This is a genomic window from Xanthomonas indica (assembly GCF_040529045.1).
Classification (GTDB): domain Bacteria; phylum Pseudomonadota; class Gammaproteobacteria; order Xanthomonadales; family Xanthomonadaceae; genus Xanthomonas_A; species Xanthomonas_A indica.
Genome location: NZ_CP131914.1, coordinates 1,133,371 through 1,153,243, shown reverse-complemented (window position 1 = coordinate 1,153,243; position 19,873 = coordinate 1,133,371). Strand labels below are relative to the sequence as shown.

The 19,873-nt window shown below is 69.3% G+C and carries 13 protein-coding genes; 8 read left to right on the top strand and 5 right to left on the bottom strand.

Annotated elements, in window-relative coordinates; genetic code table 11:
- Positions 1-3: 3 nt before the first annotated feature.
- From Q7W82_RS04895 to Q7W82_RS04885, 3 genes are read left to right on the top strand one after another with little or no spacing between them, the layout of a single operon-like run.
- On the top strand, positions 4-987 hold the full coding sequence (locus Q7W82_RS04895) for a radical SAM protein (RefSeq protein ID WP_242160251.1): 984 nt from the start codon (positions 4-6) through the stop codon (positions 985-987).
- Between the two features lie 11 nt (positions 988-998).
- Entirely contained in the window at positions 999-1,268 is a 270-nt protein-coding gene (locus Q7W82_RS04890) for a hypothetical protein (protein ID WP_242160250.1), read from the top strand.
- Between the two features lie 24 nt (positions 1,269-1,292).
- Positions 1,293-1,739 (top strand): hypothetical protein, encoded by a 447-nt coding sequence (locus tag Q7W82_RS04885; protein WP_242160249.1) that lies wholly within the window; start codon positions 1,293-1,295, stop codon positions 1,737-1,739.
- 119 nt (positions 1,740-1,858) lie between these two features.
- Here Q7W82_RS04885 and Q7W82_RS04880 read toward each other — a convergent pair whose 3' ends face one another.
- Together Q7W82_RS04880 and Q7W82_RS04875 are read right to left on the bottom strand one after the other, a co-directional pair.
- Complete coding sequence (locus Q7W82_RS04880) at positions 1,859-2,497, bottom strand: YceI family protein (protein WP_160946182.1); 639 nt, start codon at positions 2,495-2,497, stop codon at positions 1,859-1,861.
- Positions 2,498-2,580: 83 nt separating this feature from the next.
- A complete protein-coding gene (locus Q7W82_RS04875; protein ID WP_242160248.1) occupies positions 2,581-3,171 on the bottom strand; it encodes a malonic semialdehyde reductase in 591 nt (196 codons plus the stop codon).
- A 127-nt stretch (positions 3,172-3,298) separates the two neighbouring features.
- Here Q7W82_RS04875 and Q7W82_RS04870 point away from each other — a divergent pair, with 127 nt between their 5' ends.
- Positions 3,299-4,270, top strand: coding sequence for an ELM1/GtrOC1 family putative glycosyltransferase (locus Q7W82_RS04870; protein WP_242160247.1), 972 nt, complete (start codon positions 3,299-3,301; stop codon positions 4,268-4,270).
- A 73-nt stretch (positions 4,271-4,343) separates the two neighbouring features.
- Here the strand turns inward: Q7W82_RS04870 and Q7W82_RS04865 are convergent, their stop codons facing one another.
- Entirely contained in the window at positions 4,344-6,218 is a 1,875-nt protein-coding gene (locus Q7W82_RS04865; RefSeq protein ID WP_242160246.1) for a S53 family peptidase, read from the bottom strand.
- Positions 6,219-7,097: 879 nt separating this feature from the next.
- Between Q7W82_RS04865 and Q7W82_RS04860 the strand changes: the two genes are divergently transcribed.
- The 3 genes from Q7W82_RS04860 to Q7W82_RS04850 all read left to right on the top strand — a co-directional run bounded on the left by Q7W82_RS04860 (position 7,098) and on the right by Q7W82_RS04850 (position 11,536).
- The gene (locus Q7W82_RS04860; RefSeq protein ID WP_242160245.1) at positions 7,098-9,398 is read left to right on the top strand and encodes a TonB-dependent receptor; all 2,301 of its coding nucleotides are present in this window, start codon (positions 7,098-7,100) and stop codon (positions 9,396-9,398) included.
- 80 nt (positions 9,399-9,478) lie between these two features.
- The gene (locus tag Q7W82_RS04855; protein WP_242160263.1) at positions 9,479-10,552 is read left to right on the top strand and encodes a glycerophosphodiester phosphodiesterase; all 1,074 of its coding nucleotides are present in this window, start codon (positions 9,479-9,481) and stop codon (positions 10,550-10,552) included.
- A 426-nt stretch (positions 10,553-10,978) separates the two neighbouring features.
- Entirely contained in the window at positions 10,979-11,536 is a 558-nt protein-coding gene (locus Q7W82_RS04850) for a queuosine precursor transporter (RefSeq protein WP_242160244.1), read from the top strand.
- A 408-nt stretch (positions 11,537-11,944) separates the two neighbouring features.
- Here the strand turns inward: Q7W82_RS04850 and glnE are convergent, their stop codons facing one another.
- Entirely contained in the window at positions 11,945-14,785 is a 2,841-nt protein-coding gene (glnE, locus tag Q7W82_RS04845) for a bifunctional [glutamate--ammonia ligase]-adenylyl-L-tyrosine phosphorylase/[glutamate--ammonia-ligase] adenylyltransferase (protein ID WP_242160243.1), read from the bottom strand.
- 634 nt (positions 14,786-15,419) lie between these two features.
- Between glnE and proP the strand changes: the two genes are divergently transcribed.
- Entirely contained in the window at positions 15,420-16,901 is a 1,482-nt protein-coding gene (gene proP, locus Q7W82_RS04840) for a glycine betaine/L-proline transporter ProP (RefSeq protein WP_242160242.1), read from the top strand.
- Positions 16,902-17,333: 432 nt separating this feature from the next.
- On the opposite strand, the gene Q7W82_RS04835 is transcribed toward proP, so the two are convergent.
- Positions 17,334-19,526 (bottom strand): AsmA-like C-terminal region-containing protein, encoded by a 2,193-nt coding sequence (locus Q7W82_RS04835; protein ID WP_242160262.1) that lies wholly within the window; start codon positions 19,524-19,526, stop codon positions 17,334-17,336.
- Positions 19,527-19,873: the final 347 nt, after the last annotated feature.

Here is a 19,873-nt window from a genome sequence, read left to right as displayed (position 1 = left end):
CCGATGCTGAGCGAGGCCACCATCGCCGAGGCGCTTTCTCCGCGCATCCTGTCTCTCATCCTTTTGCCGACCGAGAAATGTAATTTCCGCTGCACCTATTGCTACGAAGACTTTGCGATAGGACGCATGCAACCTAGCGTGGTCAGCGGCATCAAGGCATTGATCGCCAATCGCGCGCCCCACCTGGATCGACTCAATATCTCCTGGTTCGGCGGGGAACCCCTCCTGGCGCGCGATGTCGTCCTGGAGATCGGCCAACACGCCAATGCGGTTTGCGCGCAACACGACGTCGCCTTCAGCGCCGGCTTTACCACCAACGGCTATCTGCTGGAGCCCGCCCTGCTCCAACGCTTTACGGAACTCCAGCACCGCGAGTTCCAGATCACGCTGGACGGCGACGCAGAATGGCACGACAGAACACGCATCACCGCCAACAAAGGCGCGACGTTCGAGAAAATCTGGTCCAACCTCATCGCCTATCGCTCACTCGCGGGGCGCTTTTCCATCTCGCTGCGGCTGCATCTGCACCAGGACAACATTGAATCCGTGCGGCGCCTCTACGCAAGCCTGCATCGCGAGTTGCTCGACGATCCACGGTTCTCGGTGTACTTCCACAAAGTCTCGAACTTGAGCGCCGGCAGCACGATAGGGGAAAAGGTGCTGCCGCGAGACCGCTACCTGGACGCCATCGCCTATATCACCGCCGCTACCGATCTTCCCTCCAAGGACGCACGCCCGATTTCGGAAGAGCACCTGGATGGATATATCTGCTATGCGGCAAAACCGAACTCGCTGATGATTCGCGCCAACGGGAAGATCGGCAAATGCACGGTCGCGCTCAACGATGATCGCAACGATCTCGGGCGCCTCCATGCCGACGGCACCATCGACATCGAAAACGACAAGCTGCGTCGTTGGATGAGCGGATTCTCCGATCTCTCCGAGCAAACGCTTGGTTGCCCGCTTTCCACCTTGGCAAGCACCTGAGATGCATCCCGATGCCCATCCGCATAGACCCAGACAAGATATCCCTAGGCAAGAATGCCGAAGTGCTGTTCGACGGCTCGGAAGCGTCCACCGCTGCTGCAGTGGAAGCATTGGCAACGCGGCGCTTCGGCATACGCGCCACCAACGAAGTCTGCAATGGCACCAACCCGGCCTGCACGAATACAAAGGACTACTCGTTAGGGAGCAACACCAACTGCACCAACAAAGGTTCCTGCATCACCCCCACCCCAGGCCCAGGCCCAGGCCCAGGCCAGGGCTGACGTGCAACCACCAGGTGGATCGCCATGACAACGCATACGAACGATAGCCGCCGCAACTTCCTGTTCGGTACCGCTGCGACTGCAATTGCCGCGATGATTCCCGCCGCCGCGGCATCTGCCGCGGCAACCGGTGCCAGCGCTCCACAGACCGCGCCCCCCGTCGGCCGCGCCCTCCCCGAGACGCAGACCTTCGCGGTGCAAGTCCTGGGCGACCTGCGCCAGCCATCGACCGACCTGCAACTGATCCCGGGTCAGCTCTCCGAACCGCTGGCGCTCAAGGGCAACGGCACCTACCGGGTGAAGATCAGCCCCACGGACATCACCACGCGTTTCGGGCCGATCTATCGGCTGACCCTGGCCGATGCGCAGGGAACGCCCCTGGAGGAGATGAACATCGGCAGCGACACCACCGCCACCTTCAGCCGTTATGGCGTGCAGGTCTACGCGCTATCGATCGAACAGGCGATGTAGGTAGTCCACGGCGCGACGCGCAACGCGCGTCCGGAAACGCAAACGCCCGCCGAATGGCGGGCGTTCGCGTTACGGGCGGACGGCAGCGCACGAAGCGCCACCGCCGCGCGCAGACAGGCTTACTTGGCGGCGTTCAAGGTCGCTTCGGTGGTGATGCGGATCTTCACCTCGTCGCTGACGTTGGGCACGTAGGCGCCCAGGCCGAAGTCGCTGCGCTTGATCGTGGTGGTGGCGTCGAAGCCCAGCGCCGGCACCTTCTTCATCGGGTGCGGACCGGCACCGTTGAGGGTCACCGCCAGCACCACCGGCTTGGTCGTGCCCTTGATGGTCAGGTCGCCGGCGACGGTCAGCTTGTTGGCGCCGGCCGAGGTCACCTTGGTGCTCTTGAAGGTGGCGGTCGGGAACTTGGCGGCGTCGAAGAAGTCGGCGCTCTTCAGGTGCTCGTCGAACTTGGCGGTGAAGCTGTTGAGGCCGGACAGCGGCAGGGTCACGTTGACGCTGGACTTGCTCACGTCCTGGGCGTTGTAGACCAGGGTGCCGTCGACGTCGCCGAAGTGCGCGGACGGGTTGGAGAAGCCGAAGTGGCTCCACTGCACCAGCACGTCGGTGTGGGCCGGGTCGAGGGTGTAGGTGCCGGACACGCCCTTGGCGGGGGCAGCGGCGGCGGCCGGCGCGGCGAAGGCGCTGGTGGCGGGCTGGGCGACGACGACGGCCAGGGCCATGGCGAGCGGGAGCAGCAGTTTGCGGGTCTTGGTCATGGTGGAACTCCTTGGAGGGGTGATGGGACGAAACTGCGGCAGGCGCGGGCCTGCGGTGGGACAGGGAAGCGAAACGCGCGCGCTCACTCGATGCGCGCGGCCTCGTCGAAACTCAGCCGCGGCAGGCGCGGGAACAGGCCGCTGGGGTCGCCGTAGCCGAGGTTGACCAGGAAGTTGGATTTGATCGCAGTGCCTGCGAAGAACGCGGCATCGACCTTGGCGTTGTCGAAGCCGGACATGGGACCGGCATCCAGGCCCAGCGCACGCGCGGCCAGGATCAGGTAGGCGCCCTGCAGCGAGCCGTTGCGGAACGCGCCTTCGCTGCGGCCTTCGCGCGGGCCGTCGAACCAGCTCTTGGCGTCGGTGTGCGGGAACAGGTACGGCAGCTTCTCGTGGAAATCTTCGTCGTGGGCGACGATCACCGTGACCGGCGCGGCCAGGGTCTTGGCCAGGTTGCCCTCGGACAGCGCCGGCTTGAGCTTTTCCTTGGCCTCGGGCGAGGTCACGAAGACGAAGCGCGCCGGGCTGCCGTTGGCCGCGGTCGGGCCCCACTTCACCAGGTCGTACAGCGCGCGCAGGGTGTCTTCGCCCACCGGCTTGTCCAGGAATGCGTTCTGGGTGCGCGCGGTGCGGAACAATTGGTCGAGGGCGGCGTCGTGCAAGGCGTCGGACATGCGGGGAAGTTCCTTGATCGAGGGAAGCGCCAGGATGCCGGTGGGGCCGTCCCGATGCGAGGCGGCCAGTGTAGAGTGGCACGATTGTCGCAACACCCGGCCGCGATGCAACGGATTACTACCAAACGTGAAACGATCGGACGCGACCTGGGCGATTAGCGATGGCCGCGCCGGCAACGCCCGCCAGGCCGAGGCGCTGGCCGCCGCGCTGGCGCTTCCGACAACCACACCGATCCAGCCGCAGTTGCTGCAGCCGCACATGCCCTGGCGCTGGCTGGCGCCGCGCATGCTGCCCGGCGCGCAGCATGCCTACGGCGCCGCCTTCGCCGATTCGCTGCAGCAGCCGCCACAACTTGCCGTGGGCTGCGGCCGCCAGGCGGCACTGGCGACGCGGCTGCTGCGCGCGCGCGGCAGCCAGGTGGTGCAGATCCTGGACCCGCGGCTGGATCCGCGGCACTGGGACATGGTGGTGGTGCCGGAACACGACCGCCTGCGCGGCGCCAACGTGCTGACCCTGCTCGGCAGCCTGCATCCGATCGACGATGCCTGGCTGGCCGCCGGGCGCGCGGCGTTTCCTGCACTGGGCGCGCTGCCGTCGCCGCGCGTCGGTCTGTTGGTGGGTGGCCCGTCCGGGCTGGCGCCGTGGAGCGACGCGCAGGCGCAGGACGCCTTCGCCGCCATTGCCGCGCAGTTGCGCACGCACGGCGGCAGCATTCTCGCCAGCGCATCGCGCAGGACCCCGCCCGCGGTGGCCGCGGCCCTGCGTCGCACGTTCGTTGATGTGCCGGGCGTTGTGTGGTGCGGCGCGGACGATGGCGCCAATCCCTACGCCGGCCTGCTCGGCTGGGCCCAGCGCCTGGTGTGTACGCCGGATTCGGTGAACCTGCTGTCGGAAGCCTGCGCCACGCGCGTGCCGGTGCAGGTGCTGCTGCCGGAGACGGCGCGCGGCCGCGCCCTGGATTTCCACCGCGCCCTGCAGGCACGCGGCCGGCTGCTCCCGGCAGAGGATGCCGGCGACGCGCACGCCGCCGACATCGCACCGCTGCGCGAAACCGCGCGCGTGGCCGCGCTGATCCGCGACCGCCTGGCACTGGCCTGATCGGCTGCCGCACCGGCGTCGCTGCCACGACACCGGCACGGCAACCGGGCCCAACGCGTTACATCACGCTGCGTCAGGGGTTGCTCGGCGAGCGCGGCACGCCCGCCGGCGCCGCATCCAGCGCACCGATCAGCAGCCGCACCACCGGCGTCCCAAGACCGACGGTGTAGTTGTACTTGCCCTTGATCGGCTGGTTGTTGTCGACCACGCCGTTGTAGCCGGGGATGCCGCGATGCAGCGCCTCCGGACCATTGGCGGCCAGGCGGTACAGGTAATCGTTGAGATTGCCCTGGCGGCCCTGCTTCTCCACCAGCAGCGCGACCGCGCTGGCGAACTCCGGCGCGGCGACGCTGGTGCCGATCACCGCCTCGATACCACCCTTGAAGTAGGTGGCCACCGAGCTATCGCCCTCCCGGCACGGCTGCGTGGCGGTCGTAGGGCAGCCGCCGACCAGCATGCCGATGTCCGGCAGCGTACGCATGGACGTGCGCGTCCCGCCGAGTGCACGCAACTGATAGGCCGGGCGCTGGAACAGGGTGCTGACGCCGCCGCCGGCGCCCCAGTAGCCGCCGGCCAGGTTGGCGCCGAAGCCGTAGTAGTCGGCGGTCTGCAGCGGATCGCCGTAGGCGCTTTCGCTCTTGTAGCCCGACTCCAGAGTGCCCTTCTTGTAGGCGGTGAGCAGGTTGCCGCCGCCGACGGCGGTCACGTGCGGACTGGCTGCCGGATGCTCCACGCCAGCGACGAAGCGGCCATCCTTGTGGTCGACCGCGTACTGCGTGTCGGCGCAGTCCAGGCCGGCATTGTCGCCGCTGGAGGCGACGAAGGTGATGCCTTGTGCGTTGCCCTGCTTGAACACCGCATCGTAGGGACGCAGCAGCGGGGTGAAGTCCTTGCCGCCGTTGTAGGCCGCCGTGTAGTACAGCTCGCAGACGCCGAACGAGGAGCTGACCACGTCGGCCTGGTTGTCCTGCACGATCTGCCGGTAGCCGGCCAGCACGGAGGCGTCGCTCAGGTCGGGGATCACGTACAGCAGCACGTGCGCGCCGGGCGCGCCGCCGAGCGCCATCTCCACATCGAGTGCGGCCTCGCCTGCCGCGGCGTCGTTGCCGTCCTGCAGGCCCGGCTTGGCGCCGGCCACGTAATGGCGCGCGTACAGGGCCGGAGTGGCGTGGTTGGCGGCGTAGCGGCTGAAATTTTCGTGATCGAACATCGCCTTGATGTCCGAGTCCAGCACGTCGCTGCTGATCAGGATGGCGATGGTGCTGCCGGTGCCGTCGAGCCGGCGCTGCTGCCCGGCCGCACCGGTCGTGGCCTGGTAGGACGGATAGCCGTAGGCCTGCTTGAGGTCGTTGTACCAATACGTGGTGCCGCCGGCGCCGTAGCGGTTGGCGGGATTCTTGACGGCCGAGCGCTGCCAGTTGACGTGCATCGCCGGCGCGCCGCGGGTCAGGCCGGTCACCGTCGCCCCGGTGTCGCGCAGCACCGCCGGCAGTTGCAACGGCGCGGCCGCGGCGAGGCGGGCCTTGCTGCCCTGCTGCACGTCGGCGGTCAGCGGAACCGCGAACAGCCGCTCGACGTTGTCCGCACTCGCGCTGACATGCAGGGTGGCGCCCTGCTCGACGACGTTCATGTGTGCGGCCTGCAACGCGGCGCGCACCTGCGCGATCTGCGCCGGTGTCGGCGCGAAGCGGCTCTGGAATTCGGCCGGGGTCAGCCAGTGGTGGTACTTGGGCGAGAGCGGATCCTGGATGTCGGCCAGCAACGCGTCCAGCCCGGCCTGGTCGCGCACCGGCAGGTGCACGTCGAAAGTGACCGGCGCGGCGCGCAGCGTGGCGGTCATCGCCGCGATGGAGGCGTCGGGCGCGGCACTGGCGGTGCCGAGCGCGCACAGCAGGGAAGCGGACAACACGGCAGCCAGCAAGGGCCGACGGCGGATGCGATCAAGCATGGGCGTCTCTCCGGGGGTAGAGCGGGTGGACGAGGCCGTGGTGGCCTCGCGGTGGGAAATCGATTGCCCCTCTCCCCTCGGGAGAGGGGTTGGGGTGAGGGTGCGGCGCGCGAAGTGCACGCGTGATCCGTTGCTGCGAGGCTGCGCTCGTCCCCTCATCCGCCCCTGCGGGGCACCTTCTCCCGGAGGGAGAAGGGAAGTGCTCAGCCCCTCTCCCACCGGGAGAGGGGTTGGGGTGAGGGTGCGGCGCGCGAAGCCCGCGCGGTGATCCGTTGCTGCGAGGCTGCGCCCGGACCCTCATCCGCCCCTGCGGGGCACCTTCTCCCGAGGGGAGAAGGGAGAAGCCAAAGCCCCTCTCCCACCGGGAGAGGGGTTGGGGTGAGGGGACGGTGCGCGAAGCGCGCACGCAGACCTGCCGATACAAGAACCCAACACCGCGCTCAAACGACGATCCGATCGACACGAAGGCACCGCGCTTCCTGCTCATGTCTGCACGCATCGGCACGTCGTCGTGGCTTGGGCGAGCGGTGATGATTGAAGAGGAGTGCACCACAAAACTTTGACGACCGACTCCGTTTTAGACTTTGGAAACAGCGGTTTTCGCGGGGTTTTCGACACATCCGCCTACATGTGTCCAGCGCCCGTCATGCGTGGCAAATGACGACACTCTGTATCGGATTGATGTCGATGCACGTGGTGCCTCGCCACGTCTTTCTTCCTGGCATCCGATGGCCTGCGTGGCGCCACGCCGCGCCCTGCGGCCGCGACACGCACGCCACGCCGCAGGACCGCTGCATGACAACCGCAACGCGGGTGACGCCAACCTGCAACGTCGCTGTCGCATCGTGTGCGCACTTCCTTTACGAATCCCCCTTGCGCATGCCTCTCCATTCCCTGCTGAGCACGGCGATCCTCGCCGCCCTGTTGTCGCCCTTCGCCGCCACCGCCGCGGAGCCTGCCACCGCCGATGGCGCCGCGTCCGACGTGCAGCAACTCGACGCGGTGTCGGTGATCGGCCAGGGCGAGACCCGCCAGGTGCAGCGCATCACCGCCCAGGACGTGGCGGTGCTGCCGCCGGGCACCAGCATCCAGAAGCTGCTCAACCGCATCCCCGGCGTCAACGTGCAGTCCAACGACGCCTTCGGCGCCAACGAGGAATCGCAGACCATCAGCCTGCGCGGCTTCAACGGCACGCGCCTGGGCTACACCCTGGACGGCCTGCCGCTGGGCGACAACGCCTACGGCAACTACAACGGCCTGAACATCAGCCGCGCGCTGATCGCCGAGAACTTCGGCGGCGTGGAACTGGCCTCGGGCATCGGCAGCCTGGGCACCGCCTCCACCAGCAACCTCGGCGGCACGGTGCAGTACTACTCCGACGATCCGTCCACCGAGGTCGGCGTGCGCCTGGCGCAGACCGTGGGCTCGGACAACAACCGCCGCACCTACCTGCGCCTGGACACCGGCGAGCACAATGGCTTCTCCGCCTACCTGTCCGGCATCTACGCCGACGCCGACATGTGGGCCAAGCCGGAATCGCCGACCCATACCGCGCAGTTCAACGGCAAGGGCGTGTACCAGTTCGAGGGCGGCAAGATCACCGCCTTCGTCGACACCTCGCGCACCTCGCAGGCCGACTACGCCTACCTGTCCAAGAGCGGCCTGCACCGCGGCCTGGGCTGGGACTGGAACCTGTACGCGCCGGACTGGCAGCGCGCGCTGGCCGCGGCGTACTGCGCGCCGGCCACGTTCGATGCCAGCCGCTGCGGCTACAGCGGCGGCGTGGACAACATCAACGACGCCTACTACCAGAGCCGCGCGCTGCGCAACGACGACCTGTACTACCTGGCCGGCGACTTCCAGCCGTCCGACGCGGTCAGCGTGCACACCCAGGTCTACCACCACGAGAACGAAGGCCAGGGCCACTGGTGGTCGCCGGGCCAGCCCTCCTACCCGGGCACGCCGCAGGCGCTGCCGATCTCGATCCGCAGCACCAACTACACCATCAACCGCACCGGCGGCATCGCCTCGCTGGGCTGGGATCTCGGCCCGCACCACCTCGAAGCCGGCGTGTGGTACGAGCGCAACAAGCACCACGTGGAGCGCAACTTCTACTGGATCGACGGCCCGATCGACGACGACGTGTTCCTGAGCAACCCCAACCGCCGGCTGTTCTCGCAGGACTACGTCATCACCACCAAGCAGGCCTACGTGCAGGGCACCTTCAAGCTGCTCGACGAGCGCCTGACCCTGGACATCGGCGCCAAGAGCCCGCACACCACGATGACCGCGCGCGAGACGCCGGGGATCGCGGTGGAATCGCCGGTGGCCAATGGCGAACTCAAGGCCAGCAAGGCGCTGCTGCCGCAGGCCGGCCTGAGCTACCGCCTGGGCGAGGGCCAGGAAGTGTTCGGCTCCTACGCCGAGAACATCGCCGCGTTCCAGGGCGGCGGCGCCGGCGGCCCGCTGCTGGTGACCCAGGCCTCGTTCGACGCCAGCGTCGGCGCGCTGCAGCCGGAGAAGTCCAAGACCTTCGAAGCCGGCTACCGCCTGGTGCGCGACCAGTTCGAAGCCTCGCTGGTCGGCTACGACGTCACCTTCGACAACCGCCTGCTCTCGCTCAACCCCTGCGCGAGCATCCAGCAGGGCACCAGCCCGGCCTGCACGACGCGCTTCTTCAACGTCGGCTCGGTGAGCAGCCGCGGCGGCGAGCTGACCTTCATCTGGAAGCCGAACGCGCACCTGCAGTGGTACAACTCGGCCTCGATCAACCGCTCCACCTACGACGACAACTACGTGCAGAACGGCGCGGTGATCCCCACCGCCGGCAAGTACACCGTGGACACGCCCAAGCGCATGTTCGCCAGCGAGATCAGCTGGACCTGGAACGGCTGGAACGCCAACCTGCGCGGCAAGTACACCGGCCAGCGCTACTACACCTACACCAACGACCAGGGCTTCGGCGGCTACACCTCCTTCGATGCCGGCGCCGGCTACGACTTCGGGGCGGTGTCGTTCCTGCAGGACCTGAAGCTGTCGTTGAACGTCACCAACCTGACCAACAAGCGCTACGCCTCCAACCTCACGTCCTTCAGCAACACCGATCCGAGCGGCCGCGCGCAGGCCTTCCACGCCAGTGCGCCGCGGCAGGCGTTCCTGACCCTGGACGCGCGCTTCTGAGCGCGTCCATCCTGTCCGCCCGCCGCCGAACCGGAACGCATGCGATGATCCGATCCACCTCCTGGTTGTTGGGATGCGCGATGGCCGTGTTGGCGACCACCGCGGCGGCTGCACCGGCCGCCGCCCCGGGCGAAAGCAAGCCGCTGGTGATCGGCCACCGCGGCGCCAGCGCGCTGCGGCCCGAGCACACCCTGGCGTCCTACGCCAAGGCCATCGCCGACGGCGCCGACTTCATCGAGCCGGACCTGGTCTCAACCAAGGACGGCGTGCTGGTAGCCCGCCACGAGAACGAGATCGGCGGCACCACCGACGTGGCCGCACATCCGGAGTTCGCCGCGCGCAAGACCGTCAAGCAGATCGACGGGCAACGGGTGGAAGGCTGGTTCACCGAAGACTTCACCCTGGCCGAACTGAAGAGCCTGCGCGCGCGCGAGCGCCTGCCGCAACTGCGCGGCACCGCCTTCGACGGGCAGTTCCAGGTGCCGACCCTGGACGAGATCATCGACTTCACCGCGGCCGAGTCGGCCACGCGCGGGCGCCCGATCGGGCTGATTCCCGAGATCAAGCACGGCACCTACTTCCACGGGCTCGGCCTGGCGATGGAAGACAAGCTGGTCGCCACGCTCGATGCACACGCCTATACGCGCAAGGCGCCGGTGGTGATCCAGTCGTTCGAGATCGGCAACCTGGAATATCTGCACGGCAAGCTCGGCAGCACCCATCCGAACGTGCGCCTGGTGCAGTTGCTGGGCGATCCCAAGGACCGCCCGGGCGATCAGTTGCGCGACGGCCCGACCTACGCGCAGATGGGCAGCGCGCAGGGCCTGCGCGCGATCGCGAAGTACGCGCAGCTGGTCAGCCCGAACCTGCGCGCGATCGTGCCGGTGACCGCCGACGGCGCCCTGGCCACGCCCACCTCCTTCGTGGCCGACGCGCATGCGGCCGGCCTGCAGGTGATTCCGTACACGTTCCGGCCCGAGAACTACTTCCTGCCCAAGCAGTTGCAGGACGCGCGCGGCCCGGCCGCGGTGAACGCCGCCGGCAGCATCACCGAGATGCGCGCGCTGCTCGATGCCGGCATCAATGGCTTCTTCACCGACGACCCGGCGGTGGGCCGCGCGGCGGTGGATGGGACGCCGCCGCCGGCGCGATGAGGCCGGGAATGGAGATTGGGGAATGGGGAATCGCAAAAGCGGTTCCCAGCGCGGAGTTCAACCTGTAGGAGCGGCTTCAGCCGCGACGCGTGCAGCTCGGGAAAGCACAGTGTGAAGCGGACGCTTCATCGGGTCGGGACTGAAGTCCCTCCCACAATGCAGCTTCCGACAAGGCCGGTGCCGCAAGAGTGGGAGCCGCCTCAGCCGAAATGGAGCCGGGATTGGGGATTAGGGAATCGGGATTCGCAACAGCGGTTCCCATCGCGGGATTCCTCTTGTAGGAGCGGCTTCAGCCGCGACGCTTTTGCCCGGAACGCCGCGTCGCGGCTGAAGCCGCTCCTACGAACATCGCAGCCGCGCCCCGGCATTGGCCATGGCGCGACGGGGCCGCGATAATGCGCGCCCGCCGTCCCTGCCCCGATCGCCGTGCCTTCCGTCGTCGCCCCCTCGCCTACCTTTGCCGCGCTGACCCCGCGCGCGCTGCTGCTGTCCGTGCTGGCGATGGGCGCGGTGGTGCTGCTGTCGAACGTGCTGGTGCAGTTCCCGATCAACGACTGGCTGACCTGGGGCGCCTTCAGCTATCCGGTCGCGTTCCTGGTCAGCAACCTGATCAATCGCCGCTTCGGCCCGCGCGCGGCGCGGCGTGTGGCTTGGTGCGGCTTCGCGCTGGCGGTGCTGTTGTCCATCTGGATCGCCACCCCGCGCATCGCCGCGGCCTCGTGCCTGGCCTTCATCGCCGCGCAGCTGCTGGACATCACCGTGTTCGACCGGCTGCGCCGCGGGCGCTGGTGGCGCGCGCCGATCGTCGCCACCACCTGCAGCGCGACGCTGGACACCACGATCTTCTGGTCGATCGCCTTCGCCGGCTCGGCGCTGCCGTGGCTGAGCTGGGCTGCCGGCGACCTGGCGGTGAAGCTGGGCATCGGCGTGTGCCTGCTGGCGCCGTTCCGCGCGCTGCTGTGGCGGATGGCGCCGACACGCTAGCTGGGTCGCCTCATCGCCACATGCAGCACTCTCCTGCTCCAGCGCGTCGCGGCTGAAGCCGCTCCTACAACGGCAGCGTCGGCACTGCCGGGCACTGCATTGTGGGAGGGACTTCAGTCCCGACGCGCCGAATCGGGAAGCACTCTTCCGCCTTCGCGCGTCGCGGCTGAAGCCGCTCCTACAACGGCAGCATCAGCACTGTCAGGCACTGCAGTGTGGGAGGGACTTCAGTCCCGACGCGCGATGTCCAACGCGATCCCTTGCGTGGCGCCGATCGCAGCGTATGCCCCCATGCGGTGCAGAGCGGCGTCTCCACCTGCTGTCGCGATCCCGGCCATGGCTTCCCGCACATGCCATGCACCGCACAGCATCGACAGCACGCTCCCGACCCCGCGCTCCCGCCGCGCGTCAGTGCACCGCCTCATCGCCCGCACGCCCTTCCACGAACACCAGGTCCAGGGCGGCCGCGGCGGCACGAATCGCCGCACGCGCCGCGGCGATCTCGGCCGTGGGCGCGGTCAGGCGCGGACGCCGGTCCAGCGTGCAGGTCAGGCCGGCCTCCACCAGCGTGGCGTGGGCGGCATGCAGGCTCGCCGCGATGGAGAGCGACAGCCAGCCGCTGTGCGCCAGCGCATCGAGCAGCGCCGGCGTGTCACGCGGCGCCAGCAGCGCCGGCTGCTGCGCGGCGCCGAGCAGGACGCCGGCCTGCACCAGGAACTCCAGGTCGACCAGGCCACCGGCGCCCTGCTTGAGGTCGAAGCGCGCGGCATCGCTGCGGTCCAGTTCGGCACGCATGCGCGCGCGCATCTTGCGCACTTCCTCACGCAGGGACGCGGCCTCGCGCGGACGCGCCAGGGTCTGCGCGCGCACCTGCTCGAACTGCAGCAGCAGCGGCGCATCGCCGGCCACGCCGCGCGCGCGCACCAGCGCCTGGTGCTCCCAGGTCCAGGCGCGGTCGCGCTGATACTCGCGGTAGCTGGCCAGCGAGGACACCAGCGCGCCCTTGCCGCCGTCCGGGCGCAAGCGCACGTCGATGTCGTACAGGCGGCCACCGCCGGTGACCGCGCCAAGCAGGGCGATCACCTTCTGCGCCAGCCGCGCGAACCAGCGCCCGCTCTCCAGCGGCCGCGGCCCGGCCGAGGTCTCCACGCCCGCCGGATGGTCGTACAGGAACACCAGATCCAGGTCCGAGCCGATGCCCAGTTCCACCCCGCCCAGGCTGCCGTAGCCGACGATGGCGAAACTGCCGCCGGGCACCTCGCCGTGGGCGGCGACCAGCTCGGCGCGGGCCAGGCGCAGCACGGTCAGCACCACCGCCTCGGCCAGTTGCGCGAGCTGGCGGGCGCTGGCCAGGGCCGGCTGGCGCCGGTCCAGCGTGGCCAGGGCGATGCGAAAACTCAGCGCCTGGCGCGCTTCGTTGAGGCCGCGCAAGGCCGCTTCCGGATCGTCGCCGGCGGCGGCGACCGCGGCATCGCACAGCCGCTGCATCGCCGCCAGGTCCGGCATCGGGCCATCCACGCGGCTGTCGAGCAGTTCGTCCAGCAACAGCGGGTGCGCAGACAGCCGTTCGGACAGGAACGCGCTGCGCGCCAGCACGTCGACCAGCCGCGCCAGCGCGCTGGGCTGTTCGTCGAGCAGGGCCAGATAGCTGGCGCGGCGCAGGATCGCCTGCAGCAGGCCGAGCACGCGGTGCAAGGCGGCATCGGCCTGCGCCGAGCGCGCCGCCGCATGCAACAGCGCCGGCAACACCCGATCCAGGCGCGCGCGTGCGGCATCGGACAGGCTGCGCACGCCCAGCGATTGCACGAAGCCGCGCAAGGCCTGGTCGGCGCCGTCAGGGTCTGCGAAACCAGCCTCGCGCAGCACCTGCGCCTGGCCGCCGTCGGGCAGGCCGCGCCAATAGTCGGCCAGCGCATCGGGCGCCAACACGCGCTCGCGTGGCGCCAGCAGTTCGGCGAACTCGGCGGCGACGCGGTCGCGCTGCACCTGCAGCGCCGCGTGCAGCGCCGCCCAGTCGGGATAACCGAGGCCGAAGGCGATGCGCGCACGGTCCAGCGGATCCTCCGGCAGCGCATGGGTCTGCGCGTCGCGCAGCATCTGCAGGCGGTTCTCCACCTGGCGCAGGAAGCGATAGGCATACGCCAGCGCCGCGCCATCCTCGGCCGCGACCTGGCCCGCCGCAACGAGCGCGCGCAGCGCCGGCAACAGGCGGCGCTCGCGCAAGGCCGCTTCGCGGCCGCCGCGGATCAATTGCAGCGACTGCACCAGGAACTCGATCTCGCGGATGCCGCCGGCACCGCGCTTGATGTCGTCCAGGCGGTCGTGGCGCGCGACTTCGGCGGTGATCGCCGCCTTCATCTCGCGCAGGCCGTCCAGCGCGGTGTAGTCGAGATAGCGCCGGTACACGAACGGACGCAGCGCCTGCAGCCACTCCTCGCCGGCGGCGATGTCGCCGGCCACCGCGCGCGCCTTCAGCCAGGCGTAGCGCTCCCAGTCGCGGCCTTCGCGCTGGAAATACTGGTCCATGCCGGCGAACGACAACGCCACCCGGCCGGCCGTGCCGAACGGGCGCAGGCGCAGATCCACGCGGTGCACGAAGCCGTCGGCGGTGGTCTCGTCGAGCAGCCGCGCCAGGCGCTGGCCGAGCCGCGCGAAGTATTCCTCGGCGGCCAGCGCGCGCGCGCCGTCGGACTCGCCGCCCTGCGGATAGGCGTAGACCAGGTCCACGTCGGAGGAAAAATTCAGTTCGCCGCCACCGAGCTTGCCCAGGCCGAACACCACCAGCCGCTGCACGCTGCCGTCGGCGGCGCGGATCACGCCATGGCGCGTGGCGAACTCGCCCTCCAGCGCCTGCAACGCCAGCGCCAGGCAGTCCTCGGCCAAGCGCGTGCTGCCGGCCAGCGTCGCATCGACCTCGTCCAGGCCCAGCACGTCGCGCCACACCAGGCGCGCCGAGGCGGCCACGCGGTAGCGGCGCAACTGCGCCGGCCACGCCGCCGGCTGCGCGGGATCCAGTTGCGGCAACGGCAGGGGCGGCGGGTCCGGCTGCGCCAGGTGCGCGAGCAGCGACGGCTGCCGGCACAGCGTGTCGAGCAGGAAATCGCTGGCGAGCAACGCGCGCGCCAGCGCGGCGTCGAAGCCGGGAGAAGACGGCCACGGCTGCGCGGCCACGGCCTGGCGCAGGCGCGCCAGGCCGCGCTCGAGCGTGGGCTGCAGGGCATCGGGAACGGCGGCGATCGCGTTGTACATCGGGCGATTCTGGCATCCCGGGCGTTCAGGCACATCCAACAGCGCATGCTTTTCGCGGCTCGTCAGAAGCGCCGTTGCGTTGTAGGAGCGGCTTCAGCCGCGACGGACATTCCCGGGACAGCCCGTCGCGGCTGAAGCCACTCCTAGGGGGAGCTCCTGCCTTTCGCCATGCAAACGCTCGGCCTCGCTCCCCATTGCAACTGCGATCCGGCAAAAGCCACACATCGCCATCTGCGCGCACGCAGACCCACGCGCCAGGCGCGTCTGCGGGCAATGTCCGCCGCGTGCGGGCCGCGCGCAGTTGAGACGTCGCAAACACCACGCCGCATCCGCCACGCATCCCTGCACATCGCCGCAATACGCAGCGTTTCACATCACGTTCGCCGCGTTTCGCGGACCATGCCGGCCGGCCGAATCGGGCGATGGTGTATCATGTGCCCCTCGACGGAGCCCCCGCGCCATGACGCGCCGCCCGCTCCGTCTCTTCGATCCCGCGGCGTCGTGGTGTTGACGCGGCCATCCGGGATCGTGCCCCCGCAGACCAGTGCGGCGCCTGCGCGCCATTCCGTCTTGCTTTGCCCTGCGATGTGCGGGCCGGGGGTCATGACCTCACCGTTCCAGGACAGGAGAAAACATGTCGGAGTTCCACGCCCATTTCGGATGGTTCAAGCGCCGCCGCCAACTGCGGGTGGAAGAAGTCACCGTCGTCGACAAACCGATGCTCAAGCGGGCGGTCGGCGCGGCGGCGCTGGGCAACGCGATGGAATGGTTCGACTTCGGCGTGTACGGCTACCTCGCCGTGACCCTGGGCCATGTGTTCTTCCCCAGCACCAACCCGACCGCGCAGCTGATCGCCACGTTTGCGACCTTCACCGTGGCCTTCCTGGTTCGCCCGCTGGGCGGGCTGGTGTTCGGCCCGCTGGGCGACCGCTACGGCCGCCAGAAAGTGCTGGCTGCGACCATGATCCTGATGGCGCTGGGTACGTTCTCGATCGGCCTGATTCCCTCCTACGAGCGCATCGGCATCTGGGCACCGATCCTGCTGCTGGTGGCGCGGCTGGTGCAGGGCTTTTCCACCGGTGGCGAATACGGCGGCGCGGCCACCTTCATCGCCGAGTACTCCACCGACCGCAACCGCGGCTTCATGAGCAGCTGGCTGGAGTTCGGCACGCTGGGCGGCTACATCGCCGGCGCGGCCACGGTGACCGCGCTGCACTTCGCGTTGAGCGATGCGCAGATGCTCGACTGGGGCTGGCGCGTGCCGTTCCTGGTCGCCGGCCCGCTGGGCCTGCTCGGCCTGTACATGCGCATGAAGCTGGAGGAAACCCCGGCGTTCCAGGCCTATGCCGAAGAAGCGGAGAAGCGCGAGCACGACGCACCGGGTCTGGGCGCGCTGTTCCGCATCCACTGGCCGCAGTTGCTCAAGTGCGTTGGCCTGGTGCTGGTGTTCAACGTCACCGACTACATGCTGCTGACCTACATGCCCAGCTATCTCAGCGTCACCATGGGCTACGCCGAGAGCAAGGGCTTGCTGCTGATCATCATCGTGATGCTGGTGATGATGCCGCTCAACGTGCTCGGCGGATTGTTCAGCGATCGCCTGGGCCGCCGGCCGATGGTGATCGGCGCGTGCATCGCGCTGCTGGTGCTGGCGGTACCGTGCCTGCTGCTGGTCGGCACCGGCAACGACTGGCTGATCTTCCTCGGCCTGATGCTGCTGGGCGTGGCCCTGGTGTGCTTCACCAGCTCGATGCCGTCGACCTTGCCGGCGCTGTTCTACACCCCGGTGCGCTACAGCGCGCTGTCGATCGCCTTCAACGTCTCGGTATCGCTGTTCGGCGGCACCACGCCACTGGTCACCGCTTGGCTGGTGGAGCGCACCGGCGATCCGCTGGTGCCGGCGTACTACCTGATGGGTGCGGCGGTGGTGGGCATCGCGACCATGGTCTTCGTGCGCGAAACCGCCGGCCTGCCGCTGCGCGGCTCGCCGCCGGCGGTGGCCAGCGAAGCCGAGGCGCATGCGCTGCTGCGCAGCGACGAGCCATTGACCGTGGATCCGACCCGACCGGAACTGCCGCCGTCGCCGGAACCGCCGTCGCAGGCCATGCCGACCTGACGCGAGCGCGAGAGCTGCACGCTGGCCGTCCCCACGGTACGGCCAGCGTCGGTACCTCCTGAACGCGGCGCATCGGTGCCACTGCGCCCGATGATGGGATCGGCATCCCACACTCGCCCTCGCACCGTGTCCCACGCTCACCCAGGACCAGGAAACAGGCAATAAAAAAGCCCGCTTGCAGCGAACTGCCAGCGGGCTTTGCTCCCTCCCCCACGTCGGGATGCAGGGCGATCTTGGGCGCTTTTTTGAGACATTGCACGCTGCAGTGCAAAACGATACTGGGCAGTACATTCTGCGGCGTTGGGGGAATGGGGAATGGGGAATGGGGAATGGGGAATGGGGAATGGGGAAACGGGAATCGGGAAAAGCGGACGGATGTGCGCCTTACGCCTACGCACGAACACGGCGCATGCCGAGACGCGTTCGCTGGCGTCAGGGCGATGCCGCCGGCGCCGGTGCTTCCGGCAGCCACGCCGGTTGCCGGTCGTACCACTCGCGCGCGCCCAGCAGATGCCATTGCCGTTGCTCGCCGCGCAAGGCCACGCCCACGCCGAGCACGCCCCAGCGCGCGTACAGATCGCCCTGGGTGCCGGCGTCGCCGACGCGCAGGCGCGCGCGCAAGGCCACCCGTTCGTTCTCGGCGGCGACCCGGTCCAGCCATAGCGCATCCTTGCGCCAGCGCAGCTGTCCGCTGGCCTGCAGTTGCCCGGCGTCGGCCAGCTTCAGCAACCACGCCGGCGCATCGCTGTGCTGCGCGAACACCGCCAGCACCGGGCCGGCGTCGCGCATCTGCATTTGTACCTGCGCGTCGGCCTGCACCGGCGCCGCCGCGGCGATGCGGCCCTGTGGAATGCGCAGCGTCGCCCACCAGTCGCCCTGCTTGGGCTGGGTGCCGTAGCGCACGCCCTGCAGGCGCAGCGTGCTGCCGCTCAGGTTGAAGCGCTTGTCCTGCAGTTCGGCGCGGCGCAGCCGCGCGTCCAGGTCGAGATTGCCGGCCAGTTCCAGGCCTGCGGTCTGCAGCCGCGCCTGACGGCCGAGCACGCGCAACGTTCCTTGGCCGACCTGGCCGGACGCGTCCAGTTGCAGGTCGCCGCTGAGCCGGCCATCGCCGCCGAGCACGCGCACCTGCGCCGCCGGCAGGTAGCGGTTGTAGGCGCGCAGATCCGGCACGCGCGCGTCGGCGAAGCGCAACCGCGCCTGCAACGAATCGCGCAGGGTGGCCAGCGCGCCATCGCCCTGCAAGTCCAGTTGCAGGTTCTCGCCTTCGACGAAGCTGGCCTTGGGATCGTCCAGCGGCGCCAGCGCGAAACGGCGCATGCGCACGTCCAGTTGCGTGCGTGGCTGTTCGGCAGTGCCGACGATGCGGCCGACCGCCTGCGCCTTGCCGCTCAGGCGCACGCGCATGATCTCCGCCACCGCCTGCACGTCGGGCACGTCGAGACGGCTGCCCGGCTGCAGCGCGCCCTGCCGCAGTTGCAGATCGGCGGCGACGTCGCCGCCGCCGTCGAGTTGGAACCAGGGCTTGCGCACCAGCAGATCGCTGATCCAGTTCAACGATTCGAAATGCCAGCGCCCCTGCACGCGGCCGGAGGTACGCGGCAGCAGCGCCGCCAGGTCGGCGAACGGTATCTGGCGCCCGGCGATGCGCAGGTCGGCATCGAGCATGCTGCGCGGATCGACCTGGCCGGGCAGGCGCGCGCGGGCGCGGAGGGTGTCGCCCTCCACGTCCAGCAGCAGTGCCAGCACGCCGCGATCGGTGGCGCCGACGCCGGCATGCAGCGGCACCCGCCAGTTGAGCGTGCTGCCCGGCTGCAGCGCACCACGCAGCAGGTGCAGGTCGGCCTGGATGTGACCCAGCCCGGGTTCGGTGCTCAGCTTGGTGGTGTCGCCGGCTGTGTCGATGCGCAGGGCCACGCTGCGCCCGTGCACGCGCAGCGCCAGGTCGGTGATGTCCAGCTTGCGCAACCCCGGCGCCTGCGCGCGGTAGTGGCGCGGGAACGAGAAGCGCGCATCCAGCGTGGCCTGGTCGGCGATCTGGCGCTTGCCGTAGCGCACACTGGCGTCCTCGAACACGATCTGCGAGCGGAACAGTTCCGACGGGCCGCCGCGCAACTGCTTGAGGAAGCCGACGGTGCCGTGGCCCTTGCCCTCGATCGCCAGCTCGCCGAAGCGTGCGCGGCGCAGCGTGCCGCTGTGGATCGCATCGAAGCGCAGCGTCCAGCCCTGGTCGCTGGGCGGCGGTGGCGGGATCATCTCGTCGACGCGGTCCATCTCGCCGACCACGTTCACCGCCTCCATCCACGGCAGGCGCACCTCGCGATGCAGCAGCGGCAGCAGCGCGATGCGCGCGCTGGCGCGGTCGGCACGCACCTGCCAGACGTTGCGCTGCACGTGGCCGCGCATGCGCACGTTCCAGGCGGTGATGAAGCCGGGCAGCACGGTGACTGCCGGCCCGGTGTGCATGCGGAACTTCTCCGGCTTGCGGTTGGTGGCCAGGTCGAACAGCGGCGTGTTGAGGAACACGTTGCCGGCCAGCAGGTACAGCAGGTAGGCGATCAGCAGGCCGCGCAGGAGCAGGCGCCAGCCGCGCGGCAGACGCCGGTAGCGTGCTTGGACAGCCGTCAGGGGGCGGGCGAGGAGCGGCACCGCCGCACTATCGCCGCGGCGTGGCGTGGAAGGCGTGAAAGCCGCCGTGGCACGTACCCAGCGTTGTGTGGCACTGCACGCTGGCCGCCAGATCGCCGCCGTTGCGCCGGCTGCATGCGCGCTGCATCCCGCCGTCCTGACAGGAGAAGGGAGAAGCCAGAACCCCTCTCCCACCGGGAGACGGGTTGGGGTGAGGTTCCGGCGCGCGAAGCGCCGTAACCATCGCGCAGACCGCGGCATGCGTGCGTTGCGTGGCGCCCGCCTGCATGGCCGTGCGACAGGCGCAGAAAGTGGGGACGCACTCCAGCGCGAGCATCGGCCCGATC